A 21,195-nucleotide genomic window follows, 5' to 3' on the forward strand; every position below is an offset into this window, starting at 1 on the left:
AATCAGATCTCCAACAGCGCGTGTTGACCCGCGAGCCCGACGGCGCCGAGCAGCTCCGAACGCAGGCCGAGCGCGGCGAGCTTGACCTCGACGGCGGACGCGACAGTCGGCTGGGCGTACCGGTTGATCGACTCGCGGACCCCGTCGGCCAGCGCTTCCCCGGCCGTCCCGAGTTCGCCGCCGAGCACGATCAAGGCTGGGTTCAGGCAGTTGCTCAGGTCCGCGAGGACGCGGCCCAGGGTGCGGCCGGCCTCCGCGATGAACCGGCCGGTCACCGGGTGCCGGGCCACCTCGGCGAGCGGGAAGATCTCGTCGCGGGCCGGGGGCAGACCGATCTCGCGCATCAGCTGGCGCACCAGCGTGCTGGACACGACCGTCTCCAGGCAGCCGCGGTTGCCGCACCGACACCAGGCGCCCTGCTCGCCGAGTCGGGTGTGGCCGATCTCGCCGGCGGCGCCGGTGGCCCCGCGGTAGACCGCCCCACCCAGCACCAGGCCGGCCCCGATTCCTTCGGATGCCTTGACGTAGATGAAGTCTCGCGCGCCCTTGGCCACCCCGAAGCGCAACTCGCCGGCCGCTCCGAGATCCGCGTCGTTACCGATGACGACCGGCCGGCCCAGCCGATCGGCCAGTTCCCGCGCCGGGTCCAGCCCCACCCAGCCGCTGAGCACCGACGCCTGGTGGATGCGACTGGACTTGACGTCCAAAGGAGCGGGCACGCCGGCCGCCACCGCCCGAATCTCGCTCAGGGTCATGCCGGTCTGGCCAAGCAGCCGGTGAACCATGCCGGCGGCGACGTCCAGCGCGGCCGCCGCCTCGCTGTCGACGTTCACTGCCGCGTGTTCCTCGGCCCGGATCTGGCCGTCGATCTGGGCCACTGCGACGGTGACCCGCTCATGGTCGAAGTCGATGCCGACGACGTAGCCGTCGCCGCCGCTGGCCACCAGCAGGGCCGAGGGACGCCCCCGGCCGACCCCTCGACCGCCCGCCGCCAGCACGTCCTCGGCGATCAACCGTTCGTTCATCAGGTCCTGAACGGCCTCCGCGACGGCGCTCCGGGACAGACCGGTGATCAGGCTTAAGTCCGCCCGGGTCACGCCGTTCTCACGTCGGATCACCTCGAGCAGCTGCTGTCGGGAACGCTGCCGGCGGGCTGAGGGTGACTCGGGCGTGTTCATTGCGATCAGATTAGCATTTATTCCTGTAAGACGACAGAAGTCTGCTAAATTAATGTGCACCGGCCGGAGGTGCTCTTGAGGCCCCCGCTGGCTCCGCGGCCGACATCGTTGTCTAATCCGGCCTGGCATCACTGATCGTGCCCACCGCGCAAACGGGAGGACCTAGCAAAGTGGCTTTCATCGGACGACTACCGGTGCCGACGACCGAGGCCTGGGACTGGCAGGCCCAAGCTTCCTGCCGAGGGATGGCCAGCTCGTTCTTCTTCCATCCCTGGGGCGAGCGAGGCCCGTCCCGGGACCAGCGGGTCGTCCGCGCGAAGGAAGTCTGCGCCTCGTGTCCGGTGATCGATGCGTGCCGGCAACACGCGTTGGAGGTTCAGGAGCAGTACGGAGTGTGGGGCGGCCTGTCCGAGGAGGAACGGCTCGTCCTGCTCAATCGGGGGCGGCGCAGCCTGCGCCGCAAGGTCCTGGCCAAGTCGGCCGACCTGCGCGAGATGATGGCCGGCGAGCAGGCCACCGGGGCCGCCGAGCCCGATATCAGAGTGGGCGTACCGTCCTGCTGACCGCGCCGTCCGTTGGCCGAGCCTGCCGGGTCACCGGTGGGCACGGCCGTCGACCACCCTGACGGGCGGGCTGAGCGGAAAGTGAGCGGATTCCGGTCTGGGAACCGAGCGGAACCCGGACCTACCTTTTCTCCTGTCACCGACCGGAAACACCACAGAAGTTCCGGTCATCGCCACAGGAGGTCCTTGACATGAGCCGCACCCTCGTCGCCCGCATCGCCGGTGCCGTCCTGGCCACCGGAGCCGCCGGAGCGATCGCCCTCGCCGGCGCCGGCGCGGCCGACGCCCAGTCGTACTCGTCCACCCCGCTCTCGCCGGGTCAGGGTGCGTGTTCGGCAACGCAGTACGCCTCGTACCAGGTCCGCGGTGACGGTTGGGCGACCGGTCAGGGCGCCAAGTTCAAGCTGCTGCGCAACGGGGTGGTGATCACCAATACGCCCGGCCGGGTCAACAACTGGGCGTTCGAGTCCCGCACCGCCTACGGCAATTTCGCGGGGCCCGGCTACTACAGCGTGTGCGCCCAGAACACCGGCACCGCCAACACCGTCGTCACCCTCCAGCTGCGCACCGACGCCGAGTTCTGATCCCGGCCGGCCGATCCCGGTCGGCTCGCCGCCCGGGTCCGCCACGCCGGCGGACCCGGGCGGGTCCGGGCCACGCCGGCCCGGCCTTGCCGCGAGAGCCGGTCGTCCGACATGCTCTGTTCCGCCGATCCGGACATGCGGCAGGCAATGGGGCAAGGAGCGCGGTCAATGGTGCAGACGATGGCCGACCGCCTCGATTCCGCCCGCCGGCGACGCTTCGTCGGACGGGCCGCCGAGCTCGCCCGGCTGCGGGCGCTGCTGGATTCCCCGGACCCGGCCGTCGTGATGATCTCCGGGCCGTCCGGCGTCGGCAAGTCGACCCTATTGCGCCGGTTCGCTGAGACGGCCGGCGCTGCCGGCGCCGCCGTCACCCTCATCGACGCCCGAGACATCCCGCCGACGCCCGACGCGCTGGCCTTCCGGTTGAGTCGGGTGGGCGGCGTCGACCGCACCGGCCGGCCCGTCGTCATCGTCGACACCTACGAGCTGCTCACCGACATCGACGCCGCCTTCCGCGAGGAGATCGCTCCGGGCCTGCCGGCGGACACCCTGCTCGTGCTGGGCGGGCAGCATCCCGCCCTCCCCGGCTGGCGCACCGACCCCGGCTGGGCGGAGCTGCTGTCCAGCATCCGGCTGCCGAATCTGGACCACCACGAATCGGCCGCCTACCTGGCCGGTCGCGGCATCCCGGCCGCGGCCCACGCGGCCGCGATCGAATTCACCCACGGGCACCCGTTGGCCCTGGCGCTGGTGGGCGAGGTGTTGCTGGAACAGGGGACCTTCGCACCCGGCCGGGCCGCCGACGTGATCGGAGTGCTCCTGAGCTCCCTGGTCCAGCACACGCCGACCGTGCTGCACCGGCGCGCGCTGGAGGCATCGGCGCAGGTGCGGTTCGTCACCGAGCCGCTGCTGGCGGCCCTCATCGACGTCCCCGACGCCGCCGACCACTTCGATTGGCTCCGCGCCCGACCGTTCGTCGAGTCCGGGCCGTCCGGCCTGTACCTGCACGACCTGGCCCGCACCGTGCTGTCCACCGACCTGCGCTGGCGGCATCCGGAGCTGTTCGCACGGATGCACGACAGCGCTCGCGGGTACTACCTGGGCCGGCTGGACAGCCCCGATCCGATCGCGCAGGCCGCCGCCCTGCTCGACCTGATGTTCCTGCACGCCGACCTGCGGCCGTTCCTGCAACCGCCGGACGAACCTGCAGGGCTGTGGCTGGACCGGGCGGCCGAGGACGACCGGGCGGCCGTGCTGGCGCTCGTCCGGCGGCACGAGGGACCGGTGTCCGCCGACCTGGCGGCGCTCTGGTGGGAGCGGCCGTCGGCGGCCTGGTCGGTCGTCCGCGGCGCCCCCCGCTCGACGGCCTCGGCGGCCTCGGCGGCGTCGGCGGCCTCGGCGGCCGGTGAAGTCGTGGGAGCCGTCTGCCTCCTGGGGATCGGACCGGACGACCAGGGGTGTCCGGACGACCCAGCCGTCCAAGCCGCCCGCCGGCAACTACGCACGATGCCACCGATTCGACCCGGGGAACGGGTGACCCTGGTCCGGTTCTGGCTGACCCGGGACGCCGATCAGTCGGTGTCCCCGGGGCAGGCCCTGATCACCGCCCACCTGGGTCGCCACTACCTCGGCACGCCGGGTCTCGCGGTCTCGCTGATCCCATTCCGGCATCCCGACGAATGGATCGACGCCTGTGCGTACACGGATCAGGTCCGGATGCCGGCCGCCGACTTCACCGTCGACGGGCGCGCCAGCACGGTGTTCGGGCACGACTGGCGGCTCGCCCCACCGGCCGCCTGGATCGCCGGCCTGTCCGCCCGCGAGGTCGGCGCACCGGCCGCCGCCCCAGCCGGGGTCCCGTTGCTGGTGCTGGACGAACAGCAGTTCGCGATCGCCGTCAAACGGGCACTGCGCGACCTCACCCGGGCCGACCGGTTGCGGGACAACCCACTGCTGCGTTGCCGGCTCATCACCGCGGCGACCGGCGACGACGCGCCGGTCGGCGACCGGGTGACCGCGCTGCAGCAGGTCCTGCGGGACGCGGTTCGCTCACTCGGTGCTGGCGCGCCGGCCGATCAGCGGCTGGCGCGGGTGCTGCACCGGGCCTATGTCGCCCCGGCGCCGACCCTGGAGCGGGCCGCCGACGTTCTCGACCTGCCCTCCAGCACGTTCCGGCGCCTGCTGTCCACCGCGCAGGGGCGAATCGTCGACTCGCTGTGGCTGCGGGAACTCGGCGCCTGACGGGTCCGGCCGGTCAGCGCCAGGAGTCTCCGCCCGGCTTGGGCCCGCGGCGGCGCAGATAGCGCTCGAACTCCGCGGCGATCGACTCGCCGGAGGCCGGCTTGAGCGGCTCGTCCTGCTCCTCGCGTTCCTCCAGGGACCGGATGTACTCCGAGATCTCCTCGTCGTCGGACGCGATCTGGGTCACCTCGGTCTCCCACTCGTCGGCCTGGGCGGGCAGGTTGCCCAACGGCACCTCGATGTCGAGCACTTCCTCGACCCGGTGCAGCAACGCGAGCGTCGCCTTGGGGGAGGGGGCCTGCGACACGTAGTGCGGCACGGAGGCCCAGAACGACAGGGCGGGAATCCCGGCCTGCACGCAGGCGTCCTGGAACACCCCGGCGATGCCGGTCGGACCCTCGTACCGGGACCGGGTCAGGCCCAGCCGGGTCGCCGTCTCCTCGTCGTGCGCGGAGCCGGTGACCTGGATCGGACGGGTGTGCGGCACGTCGGCCAGCAGGGCGCCCAGCCCGATCACCTTGCCCACCTGGTGGTCGACGGCGATCTTGAGCAATTCGTCGCAGAAGGCCCGCCAGCGAAAATTCGGCTCGATGCCGTGCACCAGAATGACGTCGGCCGGCGCATCGGGCAGCCGGCACACGGACAGCCGGGTGGTCGGCCACTCGATCGTCCGGGTGACCCCGTCGACCAGTCGCACCGTCGGTCGGGTGACCTGGAAGTCGTAGAAACCTTCCGGATCCAGTTCGGCCAGCGGCACCGCGTCCCAGATCAGGCCCAGCTGCTCGACGGCAGCGCTGGCGGCGTCGCCGGCGTCGTTCCAGCCTTCGAACGCGGCGATCATCACCGGGTTGCGCAAGGGCATGAACTCACTCATCACGCCCCCATTGGATGCCATGGTTCGCCGTCCAAATCACACGCATCAGCGTACGTGCGATTGTCCGCCGTGACGGCCCGACGACCGGGCGATCCGCCCACCGGGCCTGGCGGAATACGACTTGGTGTGCTAACCGCCCTACTCTGTACCGGTGACCGCTGCCTCCCGCCACCCGTTGCTGACCGCCCTGAGCGAGCGCGTGCTCGTCGCCGACGGCGCGATGGGCACGATGCTCCAGGCGCAGGACCCGTCGCTGGACGACTTCGCCGGCCTCGAGGGCTGCAACGAGATCCTGAACGTGACCCGACCCGACATCGTCCGGGCGGTGCACCGCGCCTACCTGGAGGTGGGCGTCGACGCGATCGAGACCAACACCTTCGGCGCCAACCTGGCCAACCTCGCCGAATACGACATTCCGGACCGCATCTACGAGTTGAGCAAGGCCGGCGCGGCGCTGGCCCGGGCCGAGGCGGACGAGTTCTCCACCCCCGATCATCCGCGTTTCGTGCTCGGCTCGGTCGGTCCGGGAACCAAACTGCCCACGCTGGGCCACGCCGGCTACGTCGCGCTGCGGGACGCCTACCAGCAGGAGGTCGCCGGCCTGCTCGACGGCGGGTCGGACGCGGTCATCGTGGAGACCTGCCAGGACCTGCTGCAGGCGAAGTCGGCCATCCTGGGGGCGCATCGGGCGATGGATGCGGCCGGCATCGTCGTGCCGATCATCGTGCACGTCACGGTGGAGACGACCGGCACGATGCTGCTCGGCTCGGAGATCGGCGCCGCGCTGACCGCATTGGAGCCGCTGGGCATCGACCTCATCGGCCTGAACTGCGCGACCGGTCCGGCCGAGATGAGCGAGCATCTGCGCTACCTGTCCCGGCACGCGAAGGTCGGCGTCTCGGTCATGCCGAATGCCGGTCTGCCACAGCTGGGTCCGCACGGTGCGGTGTACCCGCTGACCCCGCCGGAGCTGGCCGCGGCCCTGTCCGGGTTCGTCACCGAGTTCGGCTTGGGTTTCGTCGGCGGCTGCTGCGGCACCACCCCCGAGCACCTGCGACAGGTCGTCGAGGCCGTCCGCCAGGTCACCCCGCCGCCGCGGCGACCTCGGCCCGAGCCCGGGCTGTCGTCGCTGTACCAGGCGGTGCCGTTCCAGCAGGACGCGTCGGTGTTGATGATCGGCGAGCGGACGAACGCGAACGGCTCCAAGGCGTTCCGGGAGGCGATGCTGGCGCAGGACTGGCAGAACTGCGTGGAGATCGCCCGCGGGCAGACCCGGGACGGTGCGCACCTGCTGGACCTGAACGTGGACTACGTCGGCCGGGACGGCGCGGCCGACATGTCTGCCATGGCATCGAGATTGGCCACCGCGTCGACGCTGCCCATCATGATCGATTCGACCGAGCCGGAGGTCATCCGGGCCGGCCTGGAGCAGCTGGGCGGCCGCTCGATCGTCAACTCGGTCAACTTCGAGGACGGCGACGGCCCCGACTCCCGGTACACCCGGATCATGAAACTGGTGGTCGAGCATGGCGCCGCGGTGGTCGCGCTGACCATCGACGAGCAGGGCCAGGCCCGCACCCGGGATCACAAGGTGGCCATCGCCGAGCGGCTGATCACCGACCTGACCGAGAAGTGGGGGATGGCCGAGAACGACATCGTGGTCGACTGCCTCACCTTCCCGATCGCCACCGGCCAGGAGGAGACCCGCCGGGACGGCATCGAGACCATCGAGGCCATCCGCGAACTCAAGCGCACCCACCCGGATCTGCATTTCACGCTGGGCATCTCCAACGTCTCGTTCGGCTTGAACCCGGCCGCCCGGCAGGTGCTGAACTCGGTGTTCCTGGCCGAATGCACCGCGGCCGGCCTGGATTCGGCGATCGTGCACCCGTCGAAGATCCTGCCGATGGCCCGGATCCCGGAGGAGCAGCGGACCGTCGCGCTCGATCTGGTCTGGGACCGGCGGCGGGAAGGTTACGACCCGCTGCAACGGGTCCTGGAGATGTTCGAGGGCGCGACGACCGCGGCCGGCCGGGCGACCCGGGCCGCGGAGCTGGCGGCCCTGCCGCTGGACGAGCGGCTGCAGCGCCGGATCGTCGACGGCGAACGCAACGGCCTGGAGGCCGATCTGGAGGAGGCCCTGTCCAGGCGTTCCGCTCTCGAGATCATCAACGACACGCTGCTGGAGGGCATGAAGACGGTCGGCGAGCTGTTCGGTTCGGGTGCGATGCAGCTGCCGTTCGTGCTGACCTCGGCCGAGGTGATGAAGACCGCCGTCGCCTACCTGGAACCGCATATGGAAAAAGACGATTCGGCTGGCAAGGGCACCATCGTGCTGGCCACGGTCAAGGGCGACGTGCACGACATCGGCAAGAACCTGGTCGACATCATCCTGTCCAACAATGGCTACTCGGTGGTGAATCTCGGCATCAAACAGCCGATCTCGACGATCCTGTCGGCGGCGCAGGACAACGGTGCGGACGCCATCGGGATGTCCGGGCTGCTGGTCAAGTCCACGGTGATCATGAAGGAGAACCTGGAGGAGATGAACGCGCGCGGCATCGCCGAGAAGTATCCAGTGTTGCTGGGCGGGGCCGCGCTGACCCGGTCGTACGTGGAGAACGACCTGTCCTCGGTATTCAAGGGCGATGTCCGGTACGCGCGGGACGCGTTCGAGGGCCTGCGGTTGATGGACGGGGTGATGGCCCGGAAGAAGGGCCTCGACCCGCAGGCCGCGGCCGCGGATGCGGCCAAGGTCGCCGAACGCAAGGCCCGGCACGAGCGGTCGCTGCGGATCGCGGAGAAGCGCCGGGTCGCGGCGCAGGCCGAGGAGGCCGGACTGGTGCTGCCGGCGCGCAGCGACGTGGCCACCGACAACCCGGTGCCGACCCCGCCGTTCTGGGGTTCCCGGGTGGTCAAAGGTGTTGCCCTGGCCGACTACTCGACCATGCTGGACGAGCGGGCCACGTTCCTGGGGCAGTGGGGGCTGCGCGGTGCCCGTGGCGGTCAGGGCCCGTCCTACGAGGAGCTGGTGGAGAAGGAGGGCCGGCCGCGACTGCGCTACTGGCTGGACCGGTTGCACACCGACAAGGTGCTGGAGGCGGCCGTCGTCTACGGCTACTTCCCGTGCGTGTCGGAGGGCGACGACGTCGTCGTGCTGGCCGAGCCGCGGGCCGATGCCGAGGAGGTGTGCCGGTTCACCTTCCCGCGGCAACGGCGGGACCGGCACCTGTGCCTGGCCGACTTCTACCGGTCGCGCACCGCGGCCCAGGAGACCGGCCAGGTCGACGTCATCGCGTTCACCGTCGTGACGATGGGCCAGCGGATCGCCGACTTCGCCAACGAGCTCTTCGCGGCCAACGCCTACCGGGACTACCTGGAGGTGCACGGCCTGTCGGTGCAGCTGACCGAGGCGCTGGCCGAGTTCTGGCACCAGCGGATCCGCACCGAACTCGTCCTGCCCGACGGGTCGAACGCGGCCGCCGACGATTCGGCGGAGATCGAGAAGTTCTTCGACCTGGAGTATCGGGGTGCCCGCTATTCGTTCGGCTACCCGGCCTGCCCGGACCTGACCGACCAGACCAAGGTGATGGCCCTGCTCGAGCCGGGGCGGATCGGCGTCGAACTGTCCGAGGAGTACCAGCTGCATCCCGAGCAGTCGACCTCGGCGCTGGTCGCCCATCACCCGGAGGCGAAGTACTTCGCGGCGCGGTGACCGGGGACCGGGGACCGGACCGTCAGCCCTTGCGTCCGATGAGGTGGAACACCCGGCTGAGCTGCCGGTAAGGGTCACGCCGGGCGGCTTCCCCCTCCACGGCCGCGATCGCGGCGAGTCGCCGTTCGTCGCCCGGCCGCAGCCCGGCTCCGCCGAACTCGAGCCAGTCGACGAACAACCACACCCCGTACCAGCGGACCGGTTCGACGTCGCCGGCCCGCAGCAGCCGTTCGATCTCCTCGACCGTGTCGGCCCGGCCGGGCACGCCCAGCACCCCGACCTCGGTGCGGGCGTCGAACGCAGCCAGCGCATCGTCCCACCGTTGTTCCAGAGCCGGCCGGACCGCCATGGCCCGGGCGTTGGCCGTCATGATCGAGACGATCCCACCGTCCGTTACGCACTCGCACAGCTGTCCGACCATCGGCCCGGGATCGTTCAGGTAGCCGAGCACTCCGTGACAGAGCACGGCGTCGAACCGGCGCCCCGCCACGGCCGCGGCCGCCTCCTCGCCGGCCGCCCGCAGCAGGTTCACCCGGTGTCGGGGCGCCTCGGACAGCCGGTCCAACCGCTGCCGAGCCCGATCCAGCATCGCCGCCGACGAATCCAGAAGGGTGACCCGATAACCGATCTCAGCCAACGGGAACGACTGGTGACCGGCCCCACCACCCACGTCGAGCACCGTCGCCGGGGGCGGCGGCAGGTGTTCCAGCAGCTGCCGGTGCAGGACCTGGGTCCGGACATACCCCTTGACCGACGCGTAGGCGTCGTCGGCGAAACGATCGGCCAGGCCGGCCCAGGTGTCCTCGGCCACCCCCGCACGCTACCGCTCGGCGGGCCCCGATCGGGCAGGCGTGGACTACCATCGCTGGACCGCCCGGCGCGGACGGCCCGACCGACCTTCGAAGGTGGTGCCCGGAATGAGTTCCCTGCAGGCCGTGCTGTTCGATCTGGACGGGACGGTGGTGGACTCCGAACCTCTGTGGGCGGACGCCATGCGGGTGATCGCGACCGACCTGGGCGGCACCCTCACGGAGGAGGTGCTGGCCCGCACCACCGGCCTGTCCGTGCCCGCCTCGGTGGATCTGATGCTGGCGGAGCTCGGCTCGGACCTGCCCCATCACGAGGCCACCCGGCAGCTGCTCGACCGGGCGGCCGAGGTGTTCGCGACCGAACTGATGTGGCAGCCGGGAGCGCAGGAACTGATCGACGCGCTCCGCGCCGAGGGGGTGACCACCGCGCTGGTGACCAGTTCGCCACGGGTCGTGGTCGATGTGGCGATGCAACGGCTCGGTTCCCACCGGTTCGACCTGGCGGTGTGCGGCGACGAGGTGAGCTCGCCCAAGCCGGACCCGGAGCCCTACCTCACGGCGATGCAGCGGCTGGGGCTGCCGGCCACCGACTGTCTGGCCGTGGAGGACTCCCCGTCGGGCACCGAAGCGGCGGTGGCGGCCGACATCCCGGTCCTGGTCGTGCCGTCCGAGGTGGCGGTGCCCGAGGGTCCGGGCCGGATCTTCGCGGCGTCCCTGCTCGAGGCGACCGTGGACGAACTGCGGCACCTCCATTCGGCGTTCCACCGGGCCGGCCGCGGGGCATAGGGATGAGGTGCGTCGTTCCTTCGCGGTGACCGGTCCCGCCCCGCCCGACGTGGTGTGGGCGCGGTACGTCCGGCCCGCACGCTGGCCCGGCTGGTCACCGCAGATCCGGTCGGTGGACTACCCGCTCGCCGAGCTGGCGCCGGGCACCGCCGGCGTCGTCCGGGGCCCGTGCGCGCTCGCCGTGCCGTTCGAGATCCTGGCCGTCGACGTCGAGCAGCGGTGCTGGACCTGGCGGGTGCACCCGCCGGTGGTCGGCGAGCTGACCCTGGTGCACGGCGTCGAGCCCGCCGGCACCGGCACCCGCACCACGCTGGAGGTGACCGGGCCGGCGCTGGTGGTGCCGGCGTACCTGCCCGTGGCGTCGCTCGCCCTGCGGCGGCTGGTTCACTGACCTGGCCCGATCGGGACGTCCCCCGCCGCCGGCCGCGGGTCGCGCCGGATCATCCTGGACCGGACGACGTCCGGCCTCATCGGGGAGCACCCCAGTCGATGCCGTCGAACTGCTCGCGCAGCCGGGCCCCCCGAGCCGGATGCACCGAAGCGACCCAGCTGATCCGGCCGAGCAGGTGGGCGCGGAAGTCCGGATGGCCGGAACGATTGGCCCGGTCCGGACCGGCGCGTCCGCAGTCGTGCAGGATCGCCCGGAGCCGATCGACGTCGTCGCGACGGACGGCCGGATGCTCGTTGACCACCACGCCGGTGACCGTCTGACGCTCGTGCCGTCCGCGGAACCGGGTCTTGGCCTCGTTCAGACGCAGGCCCTCCTCGCCCACGATCCGGCCGACGGCCCGGGCGAATGACTGGACGTGTGCCGTGTCCCGGAAGGAGCCGGAGAACGTCAGGTCGTCGGCATACCGGGTGTAGGCCAGGCCGGCCGCCGCGGCGTACCCGGCCAGCCGCCGGTCCAGGCCGAACGCGACCAGGTTGGCCAGCGCCGGTGACGTCGGCGCACCCTGCGGCAGATGCGGAGTGGCCAGTCGCCGGCGCAGGCGGAACCGTCGATCCGGATCGGGACCGTCCGGCATCGCCGACAGCACGTGGACCGGGGTGGCGGTCGTCGTCAGGCCGGCCAGCAGGTACGCGACCGGCTCCGGGAACCCGGCCGACCGCAGCACCCCCCACACCCGCCCCGCGGTCACCGCGGCAAAGAAGTGCTCGAGGTCCAGGGTGAGCACGGTGTCCGCCCCGACGTGGACCGCGGCCCCGGTCACGACGGAACGCCCGGTCACGAATCCGTGCGCCGCCGGGTGTACCGGGATGCCGGCCACCACCCCGTGCAGCACGGTGCGCTGGGCCGCCCGCAACCGCGGCCGGGGCGCCTCCAGCAGCCGAGGCCCGGCCGGCCTCGGCAGCCAGCGGTGGCGATAGTTGGCGATCCGACCGCTGTTGGCGCGCCGGCCCCGCAGCGCCGGATCGGCCAGCGCGGTCAGTTCGTCGATGGTGATGCCGAGCAGTCCGGCCAGATCCCCGGCGTGGTCGATCCGCGGAGTCGGGAACGGCCGGTGCACCGTCCGGGTCGGCGCGGCGAACCGGCGGATGGGTCGCGGCACCGGCGGCGCGGGCGTCGCCGCCTCCTCGACGTCGACATCCCCGGCTGCGGTGGCGGTGTCGGGTGCGGGTCCGGTCAGGGCAGCCGGCAGCAGGACCTCGACCACCGCCCGCAGCTCCCGCGGACGGTCGGCCGGCGGCCGCGGGTACAGCTCGAGCACCTGCTCGACGAGCCGGGGAACCCAGTCCCTCGGGCCGACGAACACCGCACCGGCTCGATCGATCATCGCCGGCCGCGTCCAGCCGTCCGGATCGGCCATCAGGGCGTCGGCCAGCGCCGCGCTGAGCGCCGCCGGTCGACCGGGTCGATCGTCGCGGAACGGAGTCGGGCGGCCGCGCGGTCGACGGCGTCCGGGACGGACCGCCGGCCCGGTCATGCCGCCACCCGGGGCCGGCGGCGCACCCCGGCGGACGGAGCCGTCCGCGTCGTCGCCGGGATCGCGGCGAGCCGGCGTGCCCGGATCGGGGTCGCCGGTCACGAAGCAGCGGCGGTGGACGGCGACCTGTGGTGCTGGGCGGGCCCGCTCCCGCGCGGAGCGCGGCGACGGGCCTGCTCGGTGGTGCCTGGTGCGACATGCTCCCCCCGGGGGTGCCCCGGAGCGTCCGAACCGGAGACGGACCAGCCGGTTCCGATCGGAATTCTCGTCGTCCACCGCCGCATCGCGACAGTGTGCCGGATCTGTGGCTCCGGCCGCCCTCCGCCCCGCGCTGGCCGATCGAACGTCTGCGGGTCCGGCTCGTCGAGGCCACCCTGGGCGCGTGACCGGGCCGCACGTTCCCGTTCAGTAACGGTTCGGCCTCGTCGACGGAGCGTTCGACCTGCGGCACCGCAATCTCGGTGTCCATCGACCGAGCGGTGCTCGATCGATGCCGCAGGTTGCCGCAACCATCACTCGTTCCGCCCGGCCAGGATCTGCTCACGCAGAATGTCGGCGTGTCCGGCGTGGTGCGCCAGCTCACGCAGCACCTGCAGTTCCAGCGCCCACACGGGTCGATGCCCGCGCCCATCGACGGCGTCGCCTGGGTGCCGGCCGGCCAGGGTCGCCCGGGAGGCCGCGCATCGCTGCCGGTAGGCCGCGCGGACCGACTCGATGGTGTCGGCCTGGCGCAGGGTGAACGAGCCGTCGACAGTGCCGGCGATGCCGATCTCCCGGTAGGTCCGGCCGGTCACCGCCTGATCGAACCAAACACCCTCGACGAAGGTGACGTGTTTGACCAGGCCGAGCAGCGTGGTCCTGGACGGCACGAGCCGACGCCGAGCCTGCTCCTCGGTCAGCCCGTCCAGGCAGTCGTGAAGCGTGCGGCGGTACTCGTCGATGAGTTCGGCGATGCGGCCGCGTTGCTCGATGGCCCACGGCGGATCCGCCCTGTCGTCGCCCATCGGGCGAGCCTACGTAAGGTCCGTGACCGTGTATGTGTTGCTGCCCCCGTCGGAGACGAAGGCGCCCGGCGGTGACGGCCCGCCGCTGGAGCCGGCCACACTGGGCTTTCCCGCGCTGAACCCGCGGCGCACCGAGCTGATCGATCAGCTGACCGAGCTGTGCGCCGACCCGGCGAGGGCCAGGCCCGCACTCGGGGTCTCCGCCCGGCAGGACGCCGAGATCGCGGCCACCGCGAAGCTGCGGACCACGCCGACCCGGCCGGCCCTGCAGCGGTACACCGGAGTCCTGTACGAGCAACTCGACGTGGCGGGCCTGCCGCCGGCCGGCCGGGCCCGGGCGGCCGACCGGCTGCTGATCGCCTCCGCCCTGTTCGGGCTGGTCCGGGGCGGCGACCCGATTCCGACCTATCGGTTCTCGGCCGGCTCCCGGCTGCCCGGTCGCGGCCCGGTGGCGGCGGCGTGGCGGCCGGTGTTGATGCCGGTGCTGGCCGGACTCGACGGGCTGGTCATCGACCTGCGGTCCGGCGCCTACGCCGCGTTCGCCCCGGTGCCGGGCGCGGTGGTCGCCCGGGTGCTGTCCGAGGCGGTGCCCGGCGATCCGACCACCCGCAGCGTGGTCAGCCACTTCTCCAAGGCGGCCAAGGGCCGGTTGGCCCGGGCCTTGGTCGCCACCCGGGCCGCCGTCGAGGACGTGCCCGCGCTGATCCGGGTCGCCCGGCGGGCGGGTCTGCAGATCGAGCGGACGGGGGAGCGGTCGATCGACCTGATCACCTGAGGATCAGCAGGCTCCGGCCGGCCGAAAGGTGGGCAACAGGCCCGCCGGATTGAAGCTGAAGATGCCCCGCGCGACGGTGATCCGCTGGCTGCAGGCCGGGCAGACCACCTGGCAGCCGGTGACCTCCATCGTCGTGCGGCCCTCGGAGGACACCGTGCCCAGCCGGCTCTCCCGCCCGCACGTCGCACATCCGATCCGAACTTCCTGCACCATCGTTCCCCCCGGGACTAGCGCAACCACGCCCTACTACTGAGCGTAGCGCGATGGCCACGCTATGCAACTGGTCGCTCCGTTGCCGCTCGTACCCCTCCGAAATGTCGCTGCGTCCGCTCCGGCCGGCCCCGGCTGCCCCCAGCCGACGGTGGGTCGACGACCCGCCGAGATGGGCCTCCAACGCCTCCCGGGTGATCTCGGCGATGGTCGTCCCCCGACGCTGCGCCTCATGCCGGAGGCGAGCATCCAGATCGTCCGGAATCTTGACCATCGTCCGCTTCACGTATGCCAGCATGCCCGTGGCTTCCGATGGGCCCGGGTCGGATCCGGCGGCTACGGCGCCGCCGAACCGCGCCGCCGTTCCTGGTCCAGCAGCGGCTCCAGATCGGCCAGCCGGTCCAGCCCGCGCAGGAGCTGCGCCATCCGGTGGTTGCCGGCCAGGTCGGCCCGGTGCCGGTGCAGGAAGGCCCAGTAGCCGGCGGTGAACGGGCAGGCGTCGTCGCCGACCCGCACCGTCGGCCGGTACCGGCACGGCCCGCAGTAGTCGCTCATCCGGTTGATGTACGCACCGCCGGCGGCGTACGGCTTGGTGGTGATCCGGCCGCCGTCGGCGTACTGCGACATGCCGACGACGTTGGCCACCATGACCCACTCGTACCCGTCGACGAACGCGCGGTGGAACCAGTCGGTCACCTCGGCCGGCTGCCAGCCGCGCTGCAACGCGTAGTTGCCCAGCACCATCAGCCGCGGAATGTGGTGCACCCAACCGTGGTCGCGCAGGTCTGCGAGGACCCCGGACAGGCAGCGCGCCTCGACCGAGTCGGCATCCAGCTCGGCGAACCAATCCGGCAGCGACTGCCGGGCCCGCAACACGTTTCGCGCCGGATAGTCGGGGCCGAGATGCCAGTACAGGTGCCAGACGTAGTCCCGCCAGCCGATGATCTGCCGCACCGCGCCCTCCGCCGCGGCGATCGGCACCTCACCCGCCCGGAAGGCGTCCTCGATGCGGTGGACCACCTCGATCGGATCAAGCAGACCCAGGTTCAGCGGCGCGGACAGCAGCGAGTGCGCCATCCAGGCGTCGTCGGCGAGCATCGCGTCCTCGTACCGGCCGAAGAACGGCAGGCGCTCGGCGACGAACCGATCCAGAACGTGCCGGGCCTCCGCACGGGTGGCGGCGAACCGGCGCGGCCCGTCCCGGCCGATGAACGCGACGTCCCCGTCTCGCGCCCAGCGGTCCAGGTCCGCGCGCACCTGCTCGTCGATCTCATCCTCGGCCGGCCACCACGGCTCCGGCACGCCCAGCGTGTGCGGCTCCCCGGAGCGGCTGCGCCCCGGGCGCTTCGGCGGCGGCTCGCGGTTCTCGTCGTCGAAGTTCCACCGGCCCCCGGCCGGTTCGTCCCCGTCCATCAGCACGTCCAGCCGCCGCCGGGCCGTCCGGTAGTGGTCCTCCATCAGCAGCCGCCGCGCACCGCGACCGGCCGCCCACGCGGCGAACTCGTCCATCGACGTGGCGAACCCGCGGGCCGGCAGCACCTGCACGTCGGGCAACCCCCGGACGAAGGCGAGCGCGCCGCGGGTGGTCGGATGGCACACCGACAGGCTCCGGCCCCGCACCGCCTCGGCGTACCCGCCGACCGACCGGAAGTCGCAGCGATCGCCCAACTCGGCCGCCCGGTGCCGGATGGCCGACAGCACCAGATGCGCCTTCTGCCGGTGGAACCGGCGGCGTGCGAACGCCCGGCGGGACTCCACCAGCAGCACCAGCTGGTCGTCGGAGTCCAGGAAGTGGGGTCCGAGCTGATCGCCGAACAGCCAGCGGCGGGTGGGGGAGTGCGGGCTCACCCCTCCAGGTTTCCCCCGGCGCCGGACGGCAATCAGCGGCCCCTGTTCCGCTGCGCCGCGTCCGGCGCACGCCGGCGTACGCCTGTCGAGGACCGGCGACGCCCGGGCAGCTGCGGAAACGTCGCCACCCCCAGGCCGGCCGATGGCCCGCGGGGCGCGATCAGCAGGCTGCGGTCAGCCCTCGACCAGGACCAGTTCCAGATCGTGGTTGCCGCCCAGCGCCCGGCTGTAGGGGCAGCGTTCGTGCGCGCCGTCGAGCACCTGCTGCGCGGTTTCCCTTTCCAGGCCAGGGATCTCGGCCTCGATCCGGATGGACAGCCGGTAGCCGTCGGCCAGCGTGCCGGCGATGGTGACGGTGACCGACACCGCCGAGTCGGTCACGTCCACCTTCAGCTTGCGGGCGACGGACCGCACCGCATTGTGGAAGCAGGCGGCGTACCCGGTGGCGAAGAGCTGTTCGGGGTTGGTGCCATCGCCGCCGTCACCGCCCATGCTCTCCGGCATCGACAGCTGGACGTCGAGCCGGCCGTCCGAGGTCGCGACCCGACCCATGCGGCCGCCCCAGGCGGTGGCGGTGGTGGTGTACGACAGGGCCATCGTGGTGTGCCTCCCGGCGGTGCGATGCTCGATCCGGATCAGCTTGCCGGACCGATCACCACCGCCGCCTTGGGGGGCAGGGTCAGCCGCTCGCCGCCGGCGTCGACCGGGCCGTCGATCGCCGTGGTGGCCAGCAGCACCGGGCCGGCCGGGCCGCCGAGGGGGATCGAGCGGGGCTCGTCGGCGAAGTTGATGACGATCCGGACCCCCGATCGGTCGATCACCAGCCACCGCTCGTCGTCGTCGGCGGCGACGGAGAGGTCGCCGAACCACGGGTCGGTGAGTTCGGGCCGCGCCCGGCGCAGCGCGGCCAGCTCCCGGTACAGCGCGAGCAGGCGAGCGTGCCGACCGGTGTGGAGTTCCGACCAGTCCAGCTTGGAGTTCTCGAAGGTGGACCGGGCCTGCGGATCGGGCACCAGCTCCTGGTCCCAGCCCATCCGGGCGAACTCCTCGACCCGACCCTGCCGGGTCGCGTCGGCCAGGAACTGGTCGGTGTGCGAGGTGAAGAACTGCCACGGGGTGGACGCGGCCCATTCCTCGCCCATGAACAGCATCGGGGTGAACGGCGCGGTCAGCACCAGCACGGCCGCGATGGCCAGCTCGTCGGCGGACAGCGTCGCGGTGAGCCGGTCCCCGGCCGCCCGGTTGCCGACCTGGTCATGGTTCTGCGCGTACCCCAGGAACCGCCAGGCCGGGGTGATCAGCGTGTCCACCGGTCGGCCGTGATCCCGGCCGCGGAAGCTGGAGAACGTGCCGTCGTGGAAGAAGGCTTTGGTCAGCACCTTGCCGATGTCCGACATGCGACCGAAATCGGCGTAGTAGCCCTCCTTCTCACCGGTCAGTGCGACGTGCAGGACGTGGTGGAAGTCGTCGTTCCATTGCGCCGTCAGCCCGTAGCCGCCGGCCTCCCGCGGGGTGATCAGCCGCGGATCGTTCAGATCGGACTCGGCGATGAGCGACAGTGGCCGCCGCACATGGGGACTCAGCGCGCCGACCCGTTTGGCGATGTCCTCGAGCAGGTGGGTCGCCTGGCTGTCGTTCAGCGCGTGCACCGCATCCAGCCGCAGCCCGTCGACGTGGTAGTCCTGCAACCACATCACGACGTTGTCCAGGATGTACCGGCGAACCTCCCCCGAGTCCGGTCCGTCCAGGTTGATGCTGTCGCCCCACGGGCTGCCGCCCGCCGTCGGGTTGAGATAGGGCCCGAACAGCGGAATGTAGTTGCCACCCGCGCCGAGGTGGTTGTAGACGACGTCCTGGATGACGCCGATGCCCCGCTGGTGGCAGGCGTCGACGAAACGCTGGTAGGCCCGGGGCCCGCCGTAGCTGTCCTGCACGGCGAACCAGAGGACGCCGTCGTAGCCCCAGTTGTGCGTGCCGGCGAACGCGTTGACGGGCAGCAGCTCCACCATGTCGACGCCGATGGCGAGCAGATGGTCGAGCTTGTCGATGGCCGCGTCGAGCGTGCCCTCCGGGGTGAACGTGCCGATGTGCAGTTCGTAGATGACGCTGCCCGCCAGCCGCCGGCCGGTCCAGGCCCGGTCACCCCACACGTACTCGCCGGGGTCGAACACCCGGGTCGGCCCGTCGACGCCGGCCGGCTGCCAGCGGGAGCGCGGATCGGGACGCACGTTCTCGTCGCCGTCGAGCCGGAACCCGTAGTCGCGCAGCCCGGCCGGCGGGTCGACCGTCCACCAGCCACCGTCGACCGGCGTCATCGGATGGTCGGTCGTCCCGTCGACCAGGTCGACCCGCTCGGCCCTGGGCGCCCACACTCGCATCGGATCAGCCCTCTCGCACCAGCAACGCGACCGGGTAGGCGTCCAGCAGGTCCCCGACCGGCACGTGCTCGGATACCGCCGGCCGTCCGGTGAGGTGGTCGCGCCAGTCACCGGGCGGCAGGTGCAGCACGGTGTCCCGCCAGCCCCCGGCCGCGGCCAGCCCGACCGGCAACCGGGTCGTGACGGCCAGCGCCCCGCCGCGGTCGAAGGCGAAGACATGGTCGGCGGCCGCACCGTCGGCGGCGACCGCCGCGTACCCGGTGAACAACTCCCGCCGGTCCCGGCGCAGCCGCAGGGCCCGGCTGGTGACCAGCAGCTTCGCCGCCCCGCCGGCGTCCACCGGCGGGCACCACCCGCCGTCGAGCCGGGTCAGCATCTCCCGGCGGACCGCGTAGTCGACCGGGCGCCGGTTGTCCGGGTCCACCAGCGAACGGTCCCACAGCTCGGTGCCCTGGTAGACATCCGGAACGCCGGGCGCGAGCAGCTGGACCAGCTTGGCGGACAACGAGTTCGACCACCCGGGCGCGGTGATCCGGTCGGCGAATGCGGCGATATCAGCAGCCAGCTCGGGGTCGTCGTAGACCGCGTCGACCACCGCATGCAGGCGCTCCTCGAACGCGGTGTCCGGATCGATCCACGCGGTGGACACCCCGGCCTCCCGGGCCGCCTTCTCGGCATAGGCGTGCAGCCGGTCCCGCTCGATCGGCCAGGCCCCGACGACCGCCTGCCACAGCAGGTTGGCCAGCGCGCCGTCGCGCAGGGGGGCGAGGCGGTTCCAGCGCCGGACCGCCGCCGCCCAGTGCTGGGGCAGCTCGGAGAGCACCGAGATCCGGGCCCGGACATCCTCGGCCCGCTTGGTGTCGTGGGTGGACAGCGCGGTCATGGTGTGCGGGAACTGGACGAGCCGGCGGGCGTGCACGTCGTGCAACGCGGCCGGCGACAGCGCGAACTCGCCGGGCTCGCCGCCGACCTCGGTCAGGCTGGTCAGCCGGCTCCAGCGGTAGAACGCGCAGTCCTCGACGCCCTTGGCCATGACCATGCCGGACGTCTGCTGGAACCGGGTGGAGAACTCGGTGCCGACATCGCGCAGCCGGCGGTCCAACTCCCGCAGCGTCGGGGCGAGTTCGGGGCGCGCGGTCATCGCCCGGTCCACCGCGTCCGTCAGCTGGTCACCGCCGATCGGCAGGTAGGTGCGGTACACCGCCAGCGACGCCAGCAGCTCGCCGATCGCGTCGTCGGCCCGCTCCACGTCGGGTACCAGCCGGGCGAGCCGGAGCACCTCGGACCGCAGCAACCCGTCGGCCACCGCCCGTTTGGTGCCACGGGTCATTGCCGACCAGTCCACGGTCAGCCCGCCGCGCAGCTGGGTGTCCAGCACGTCCAGGGCCGGCTCACCGGCCGGATCGACGAACAGCCGGTCGACCGCGGCGAGCGCGTCGTAGCCGGTGGTGCCGGCGCACGCCCAGGCGGCCGGCAGCGTCTCGTCACCTTCGATGATCTTCTCGACCAGTACGTACCGGCCGCCGGTCAGCTCGGCCAGGTCGTCCAGGTACCGGCCGGGGTCGGCCAGCCCGTCCGGGTGGTCGATGCGCAGGCCGTCCACCCAGCCCCGGTCGATCCAGCGGCGGATCTCGGCGTGCGAGGCGGCGAACACCTCCGGCAGCTCCACCCGGATCGCGGCGAGGTCGTTGACCACGAAGAAGCGGCGGTAATTCAGCTCGGTGTCCGCCCGCCGGTAATTCATCAGCTCGTAGTGCTGGCGGCCCGCGACCTCCCGGGGCGACCCCTCCCCGGTGCCGGGCGCGATGGGGAGCCGGTGGTCGTAGTACCAGAGCGCGCCGTCCTCGACCCGCAGCTGGTCGAGCTGATCGTCCCCGTCACCCAGAATAGGCAACCGGACCTTGCCGCCGGCCGCCGCCCATTCGATGTCGAAGTACCGGGCGTAGGGGGAGTCCTGCCCGTGCGTGAGCACATCCCACCACCACACCGACGCCTCCGGGGTGGCCACCCCGACGTGGTTGGGCACGACGTCGACCAGCACCCCCTGCCCGGCCCGGTGGGCGGCCTCCGCCACCCGGCGCAGGCCGGAGTCGCCGCCGCGGTCCGGGTCGACCTCGCCGTGATCGACGACGTCGTAGCCGTGCCCCGAACCGGCCTCGGCGGCCAGGATCGGGGACAGGTACACCCAGTCGACGCCCAGGTCGACCAGGTAGGGGACGAGGCCGGCCGCGTCCGCCAGGGTCCATTCGGCGGTGACCTGCAGGCGGTAGGTGGAGACGGGGACGTCCGGTTCGCGCACGGTCAC

General features: G+C 72.0%; 17 protein-coding genes and 1 pseudogene. 7 read left to right on the forward strand and 11 right to left on the reverse strand.

Translation table 11 applies throughout. The features are described 5' to 3' along the window. Positions 1 to 2: 2 nt before the first annotated feature. Positions 3 to 1,178: an ROK family transcriptional regulator gene (locus ACILSK_RS19675; protein WP_395728879.1), complete on the reverse strand. Its 1,176-nt coding sequence runs from the start codon at positions 1,176 to 1,178 to the stop codon at positions 3 to 5. A gap of 170 nt (positions 1,179 to 1,348) precedes the next feature. Here ACILSK_RS19675 and ACILSK_RS19680 point away from each other — a divergent pair, with 170 nt between their 5' ends. The 3 genes from ACILSK_RS19680 (at position 1,349) to ACILSK_RS19690 (ending at position 4,566) form a co-directional block, all read left to right on the forward strand. Continuing rightward, positions 1,349 to 1,741 (forward strand): WhiB family transcriptional regulator, encoded by a 393-nt coding sequence (locus tag ACILSK_RS19680; protein ID WP_395728880.1) that lies wholly within the window; start codon positions 1,349 to 1,351, stop codon positions 1,739 to 1,741. A 191-nt stretch (positions 1,742 to 1,932) separates the two neighbouring features. After that, positions 1,933 to 2,325 carry a hypothetical protein gene (locus tag ACILSK_RS19685; RefSeq protein ID WP_395728881.1) on the forward strand — a complete coding sequence of 131 codons (393 nt, stop codon included), beginning with the start codon at positions 1,933 to 1,935 and terminating at the stop codon, positions 2,323 to 2,325. 168 nt (positions 2,326 to 2,493) lie between these two features. Then, a complete protein-coding gene (locus ACILSK_RS19690; protein WP_395728882.1) occupies positions 2,494 to 4,566 on the forward strand; it encodes an AAA family ATPase in 2,073 nt (690 codons plus the stop codon). Positions 4,567 to 4,579: 13 nt separating this feature from the next. Here ACILSK_RS19690 and ACILSK_RS19695 read toward each other — a convergent pair whose 3' ends face one another. Further along, a complete protein-coding gene (locus ACILSK_RS19695; protein WP_395728883.1) occupies positions 4,580 to 5,440 on the reverse strand; it encodes a PAC2 family protein in 861 nt (286 codons plus the stop codon). Between the two features lie 151 nt (positions 5,441 to 5,591). On the opposite strand from ACILSK_RS19695, the gene metH reads away from it, so the two are divergent. Continuing rightward, complete coding sequence (gene metH / locus ACILSK_RS19700; protein WP_395728884.1) at positions 5,592 to 9,155, forward strand: methionine synthase; 3,564 nt, start codon at positions 5,592 to 5,594, stop codon at positions 9,153 to 9,155. 22 nt (positions 9,156 to 9,177) lie between these two features. Here metH and ACILSK_RS19705 read toward each other — a convergent pair whose 3' ends face one another. Next, on the reverse strand, positions 9,178 to 9,966 hold the full coding sequence (locus ACILSK_RS19705; RefSeq protein ID WP_395728885.1) for a methyltransferase: 789 nt from the start codon (positions 9,964 to 9,966) through the stop codon (positions 9,178 to 9,180). 106 nt (positions 9,967 to 10,072) lie between these two features. On the opposite strand from ACILSK_RS19705, the gene ACILSK_RS19710 reads away from it, so the two are divergent. Beyond that, positions 10,073 to 10,750, forward strand: a complete 678-nt coding sequence (locus tag ACILSK_RS19710) for an HAD family hydrolase (protein WP_395728886.1) — start codon at positions 10,073 to 10,075, stop codon at positions 10,748 to 10,750. 7 nt (positions 10,751 to 10,757) lie between these two features. Next, complete coding sequence (locus tag ACILSK_RS19715; RefSeq protein ID WP_395728887.1) at positions 10,758 to 11,141, forward strand: SRPBCC family protein; 384 nt, start codon at positions 10,758 to 10,760, stop codon at positions 11,139 to 11,141. 76 nt (positions 11,142 to 11,217) lie between these two features. Here the strand turns inward: ACILSK_RS19715 and ACILSK_RS19720 are convergent, their stop codons facing one another. Then, complete coding sequence (locus ACILSK_RS19720; RefSeq protein ID WP_395728888.1) at positions 11,218 to 12,675, reverse strand: reverse transcriptase domain-containing protein; 1,458 nt, start codon at positions 12,673 to 12,675, stop codon at positions 11,218 to 11,220. Positions 12,676 to 13,187: 512 nt separating this feature from the next. Next, a complete protein-coding gene (locus tag ACILSK_RS19725; protein WP_395728889.1) occupies positions 13,188 to 13,679 on the reverse strand; it encodes a DinB family protein in 492 nt (163 codons plus the stop codon). A gap of 28 nt (positions 13,680 to 13,707) precedes the next feature. Here ACILSK_RS19725 and ACILSK_RS19730 point away from each other — a divergent pair, with 28 nt between their 5' ends. Beyond that, entirely contained in the window at positions 13,708 to 14,454 is a 747-nt protein-coding gene (locus ACILSK_RS19730) for a YaaA family protein (RefSeq protein ID WP_395728955.1), read from the forward strand. Between the two features lie 3 nt (positions 14,455 to 14,457). Here ACILSK_RS19730 and ACILSK_RS19735 read toward each other — a convergent pair whose 3' ends face one another. From ACILSK_RS19735 to treY, 6 genes and pseudogenes are all read right to left on the reverse strand, one after another. After that, entirely contained in the window at positions 14,458 to 14,667 is a 210-nt protein-coding gene (locus ACILSK_RS19735) for a hypothetical protein (RefSeq protein WP_395728960.1), read from the reverse strand. A gap of 178 nt (positions 14,668 to 14,845) precedes the next feature. Then, positions 14,846 to 14,962 (reverse strand): annotated as a pseudogene (locus ACILSK_RS19740) (CopG family transcriptional regulator); the annotation flags it as partial. 38 nt (positions 14,963 to 15,000) lie between these two features. Further along, on the reverse strand, positions 15,001 to 16,512 hold the full coding sequence (locus ACILSK_RS19745) for a cryptochrome/photolyase family protein (protein WP_395728890.1): 1,512 nt from the start codon (positions 16,510 to 16,512) through the stop codon (positions 15,001 to 15,003). A gap of 174 nt (positions 16,513 to 16,686) precedes the next feature. Further along, positions 16,687 to 17,109, reverse strand: coding sequence for an organic hydroperoxide resistance protein (locus tag ACILSK_RS19750; protein ID WP_395728891.1), 423 nt, complete (start codon positions 17,107 to 17,109; stop codon positions 16,687 to 16,689). A gap of 38 nt (positions 17,110 to 17,147) precedes the next feature. Then, positions 17,148 to 18,890, reverse strand: a complete 1,743-nt coding sequence (treZ, locus tag ACILSK_RS19755; protein ID WP_395728892.1) for a malto-oligosyltrehalose trehalohydrolase — start codon at positions 18,888 to 18,890, stop codon at positions 17,148 to 17,150. Between the two features lie 4 nt (positions 18,891 to 18,894). Continuing rightward, positions 18,895 to 21,195: a malto-oligosyltrehalose synthase gene (gene treY / locus ACILSK_RS19760; protein ID WP_395728956.1), complete on the reverse strand. Its 2,301-nt coding sequence runs from the start codon at positions 21,193 to 21,195 to the stop codon at positions 18,895 to 18,897.

It is taken from the genome of Nakamurella sp. (assembly GCF_044224575.1).
In the GTDB taxonomy this organism is placed as follows: Bacteria; Actinomycetota; Actinomycetes; order Mycobacteriales; family Nakamurellaceae; genus Nakamurella.

Excerpts from the sequence above, each read along its gene's own strand:
- ACILSK_RS19675 (WP_395728879.1), bottom strand. The coding sequence starts at position 1,178 with ATGAACACGCCCGAGTCACCCTCAGCCCGCCGGCAGCGTTCCCGACAG.
- ACILSK_RS19685 (WP_395728881.1), top strand. The coding sequence starts at position 1,933 with ATGAGCCGCACCCTCGTCGCCCGCATCGCCGGTGCCGTCCTGGCCACC.
- ACILSK_RS19690 (WP_395728882.1), top strand. The coding sequence starts at position 2,494 with ATGGTGCAGACGATGGCCGACCGCCTCGATTCCGCCCGCCGGCGACGC.
- ACILSK_RS19695 (WP_395728883.1), bottom strand. The coding sequence starts at position 5,440 with ATGAGTGAGTTCATGCCCTTGCGCAACCCGGTGATGATCGCCGCGTTC.
- ACILSK_RS19710 (WP_395728886.1), top strand. The coding sequence starts at position 10,073 with ATGAGTTCCCTGCAGGCCGTGCTGTTCGATCTGGACGGGACGGTGGTG.
- ACILSK_RS19720 (WP_395728888.1), bottom strand. The coding sequence starts at position 12,675 with ATGACCGGGCCGGCGGTCCGTCCCGGACGCCGTCGACCGCGCGGCCGC.
- ACILSK_RS19725 (WP_395728889.1), bottom strand. The coding sequence starts at position 13,679 with ATGGGCGACGACAGGGCGGATCCGCCGTGGGCCATCGAGCAACGCGGC.
- ACILSK_RS19735 (WP_395728960.1), bottom strand. The coding sequence starts at position 14,667 with ATGGTGCAGGAAGTTCGGATCGGATGTGCGACGTGCGGGCGGGAGAGC.
- ACILSK_RS19750 (WP_395728891.1), bottom strand. The coding sequence starts at position 17,109 with ATGGCCCTGTCGTACACCACCACCGCCACCGCCTGGGGCGGCCGCATG.
- treZ (WP_395728892.1), bottom strand. The coding sequence starts at position 18,890 with ATGCGAGTGTGGGCGCCCAGGGCCGAGCGGGTCGACCTGGTCGACGGG.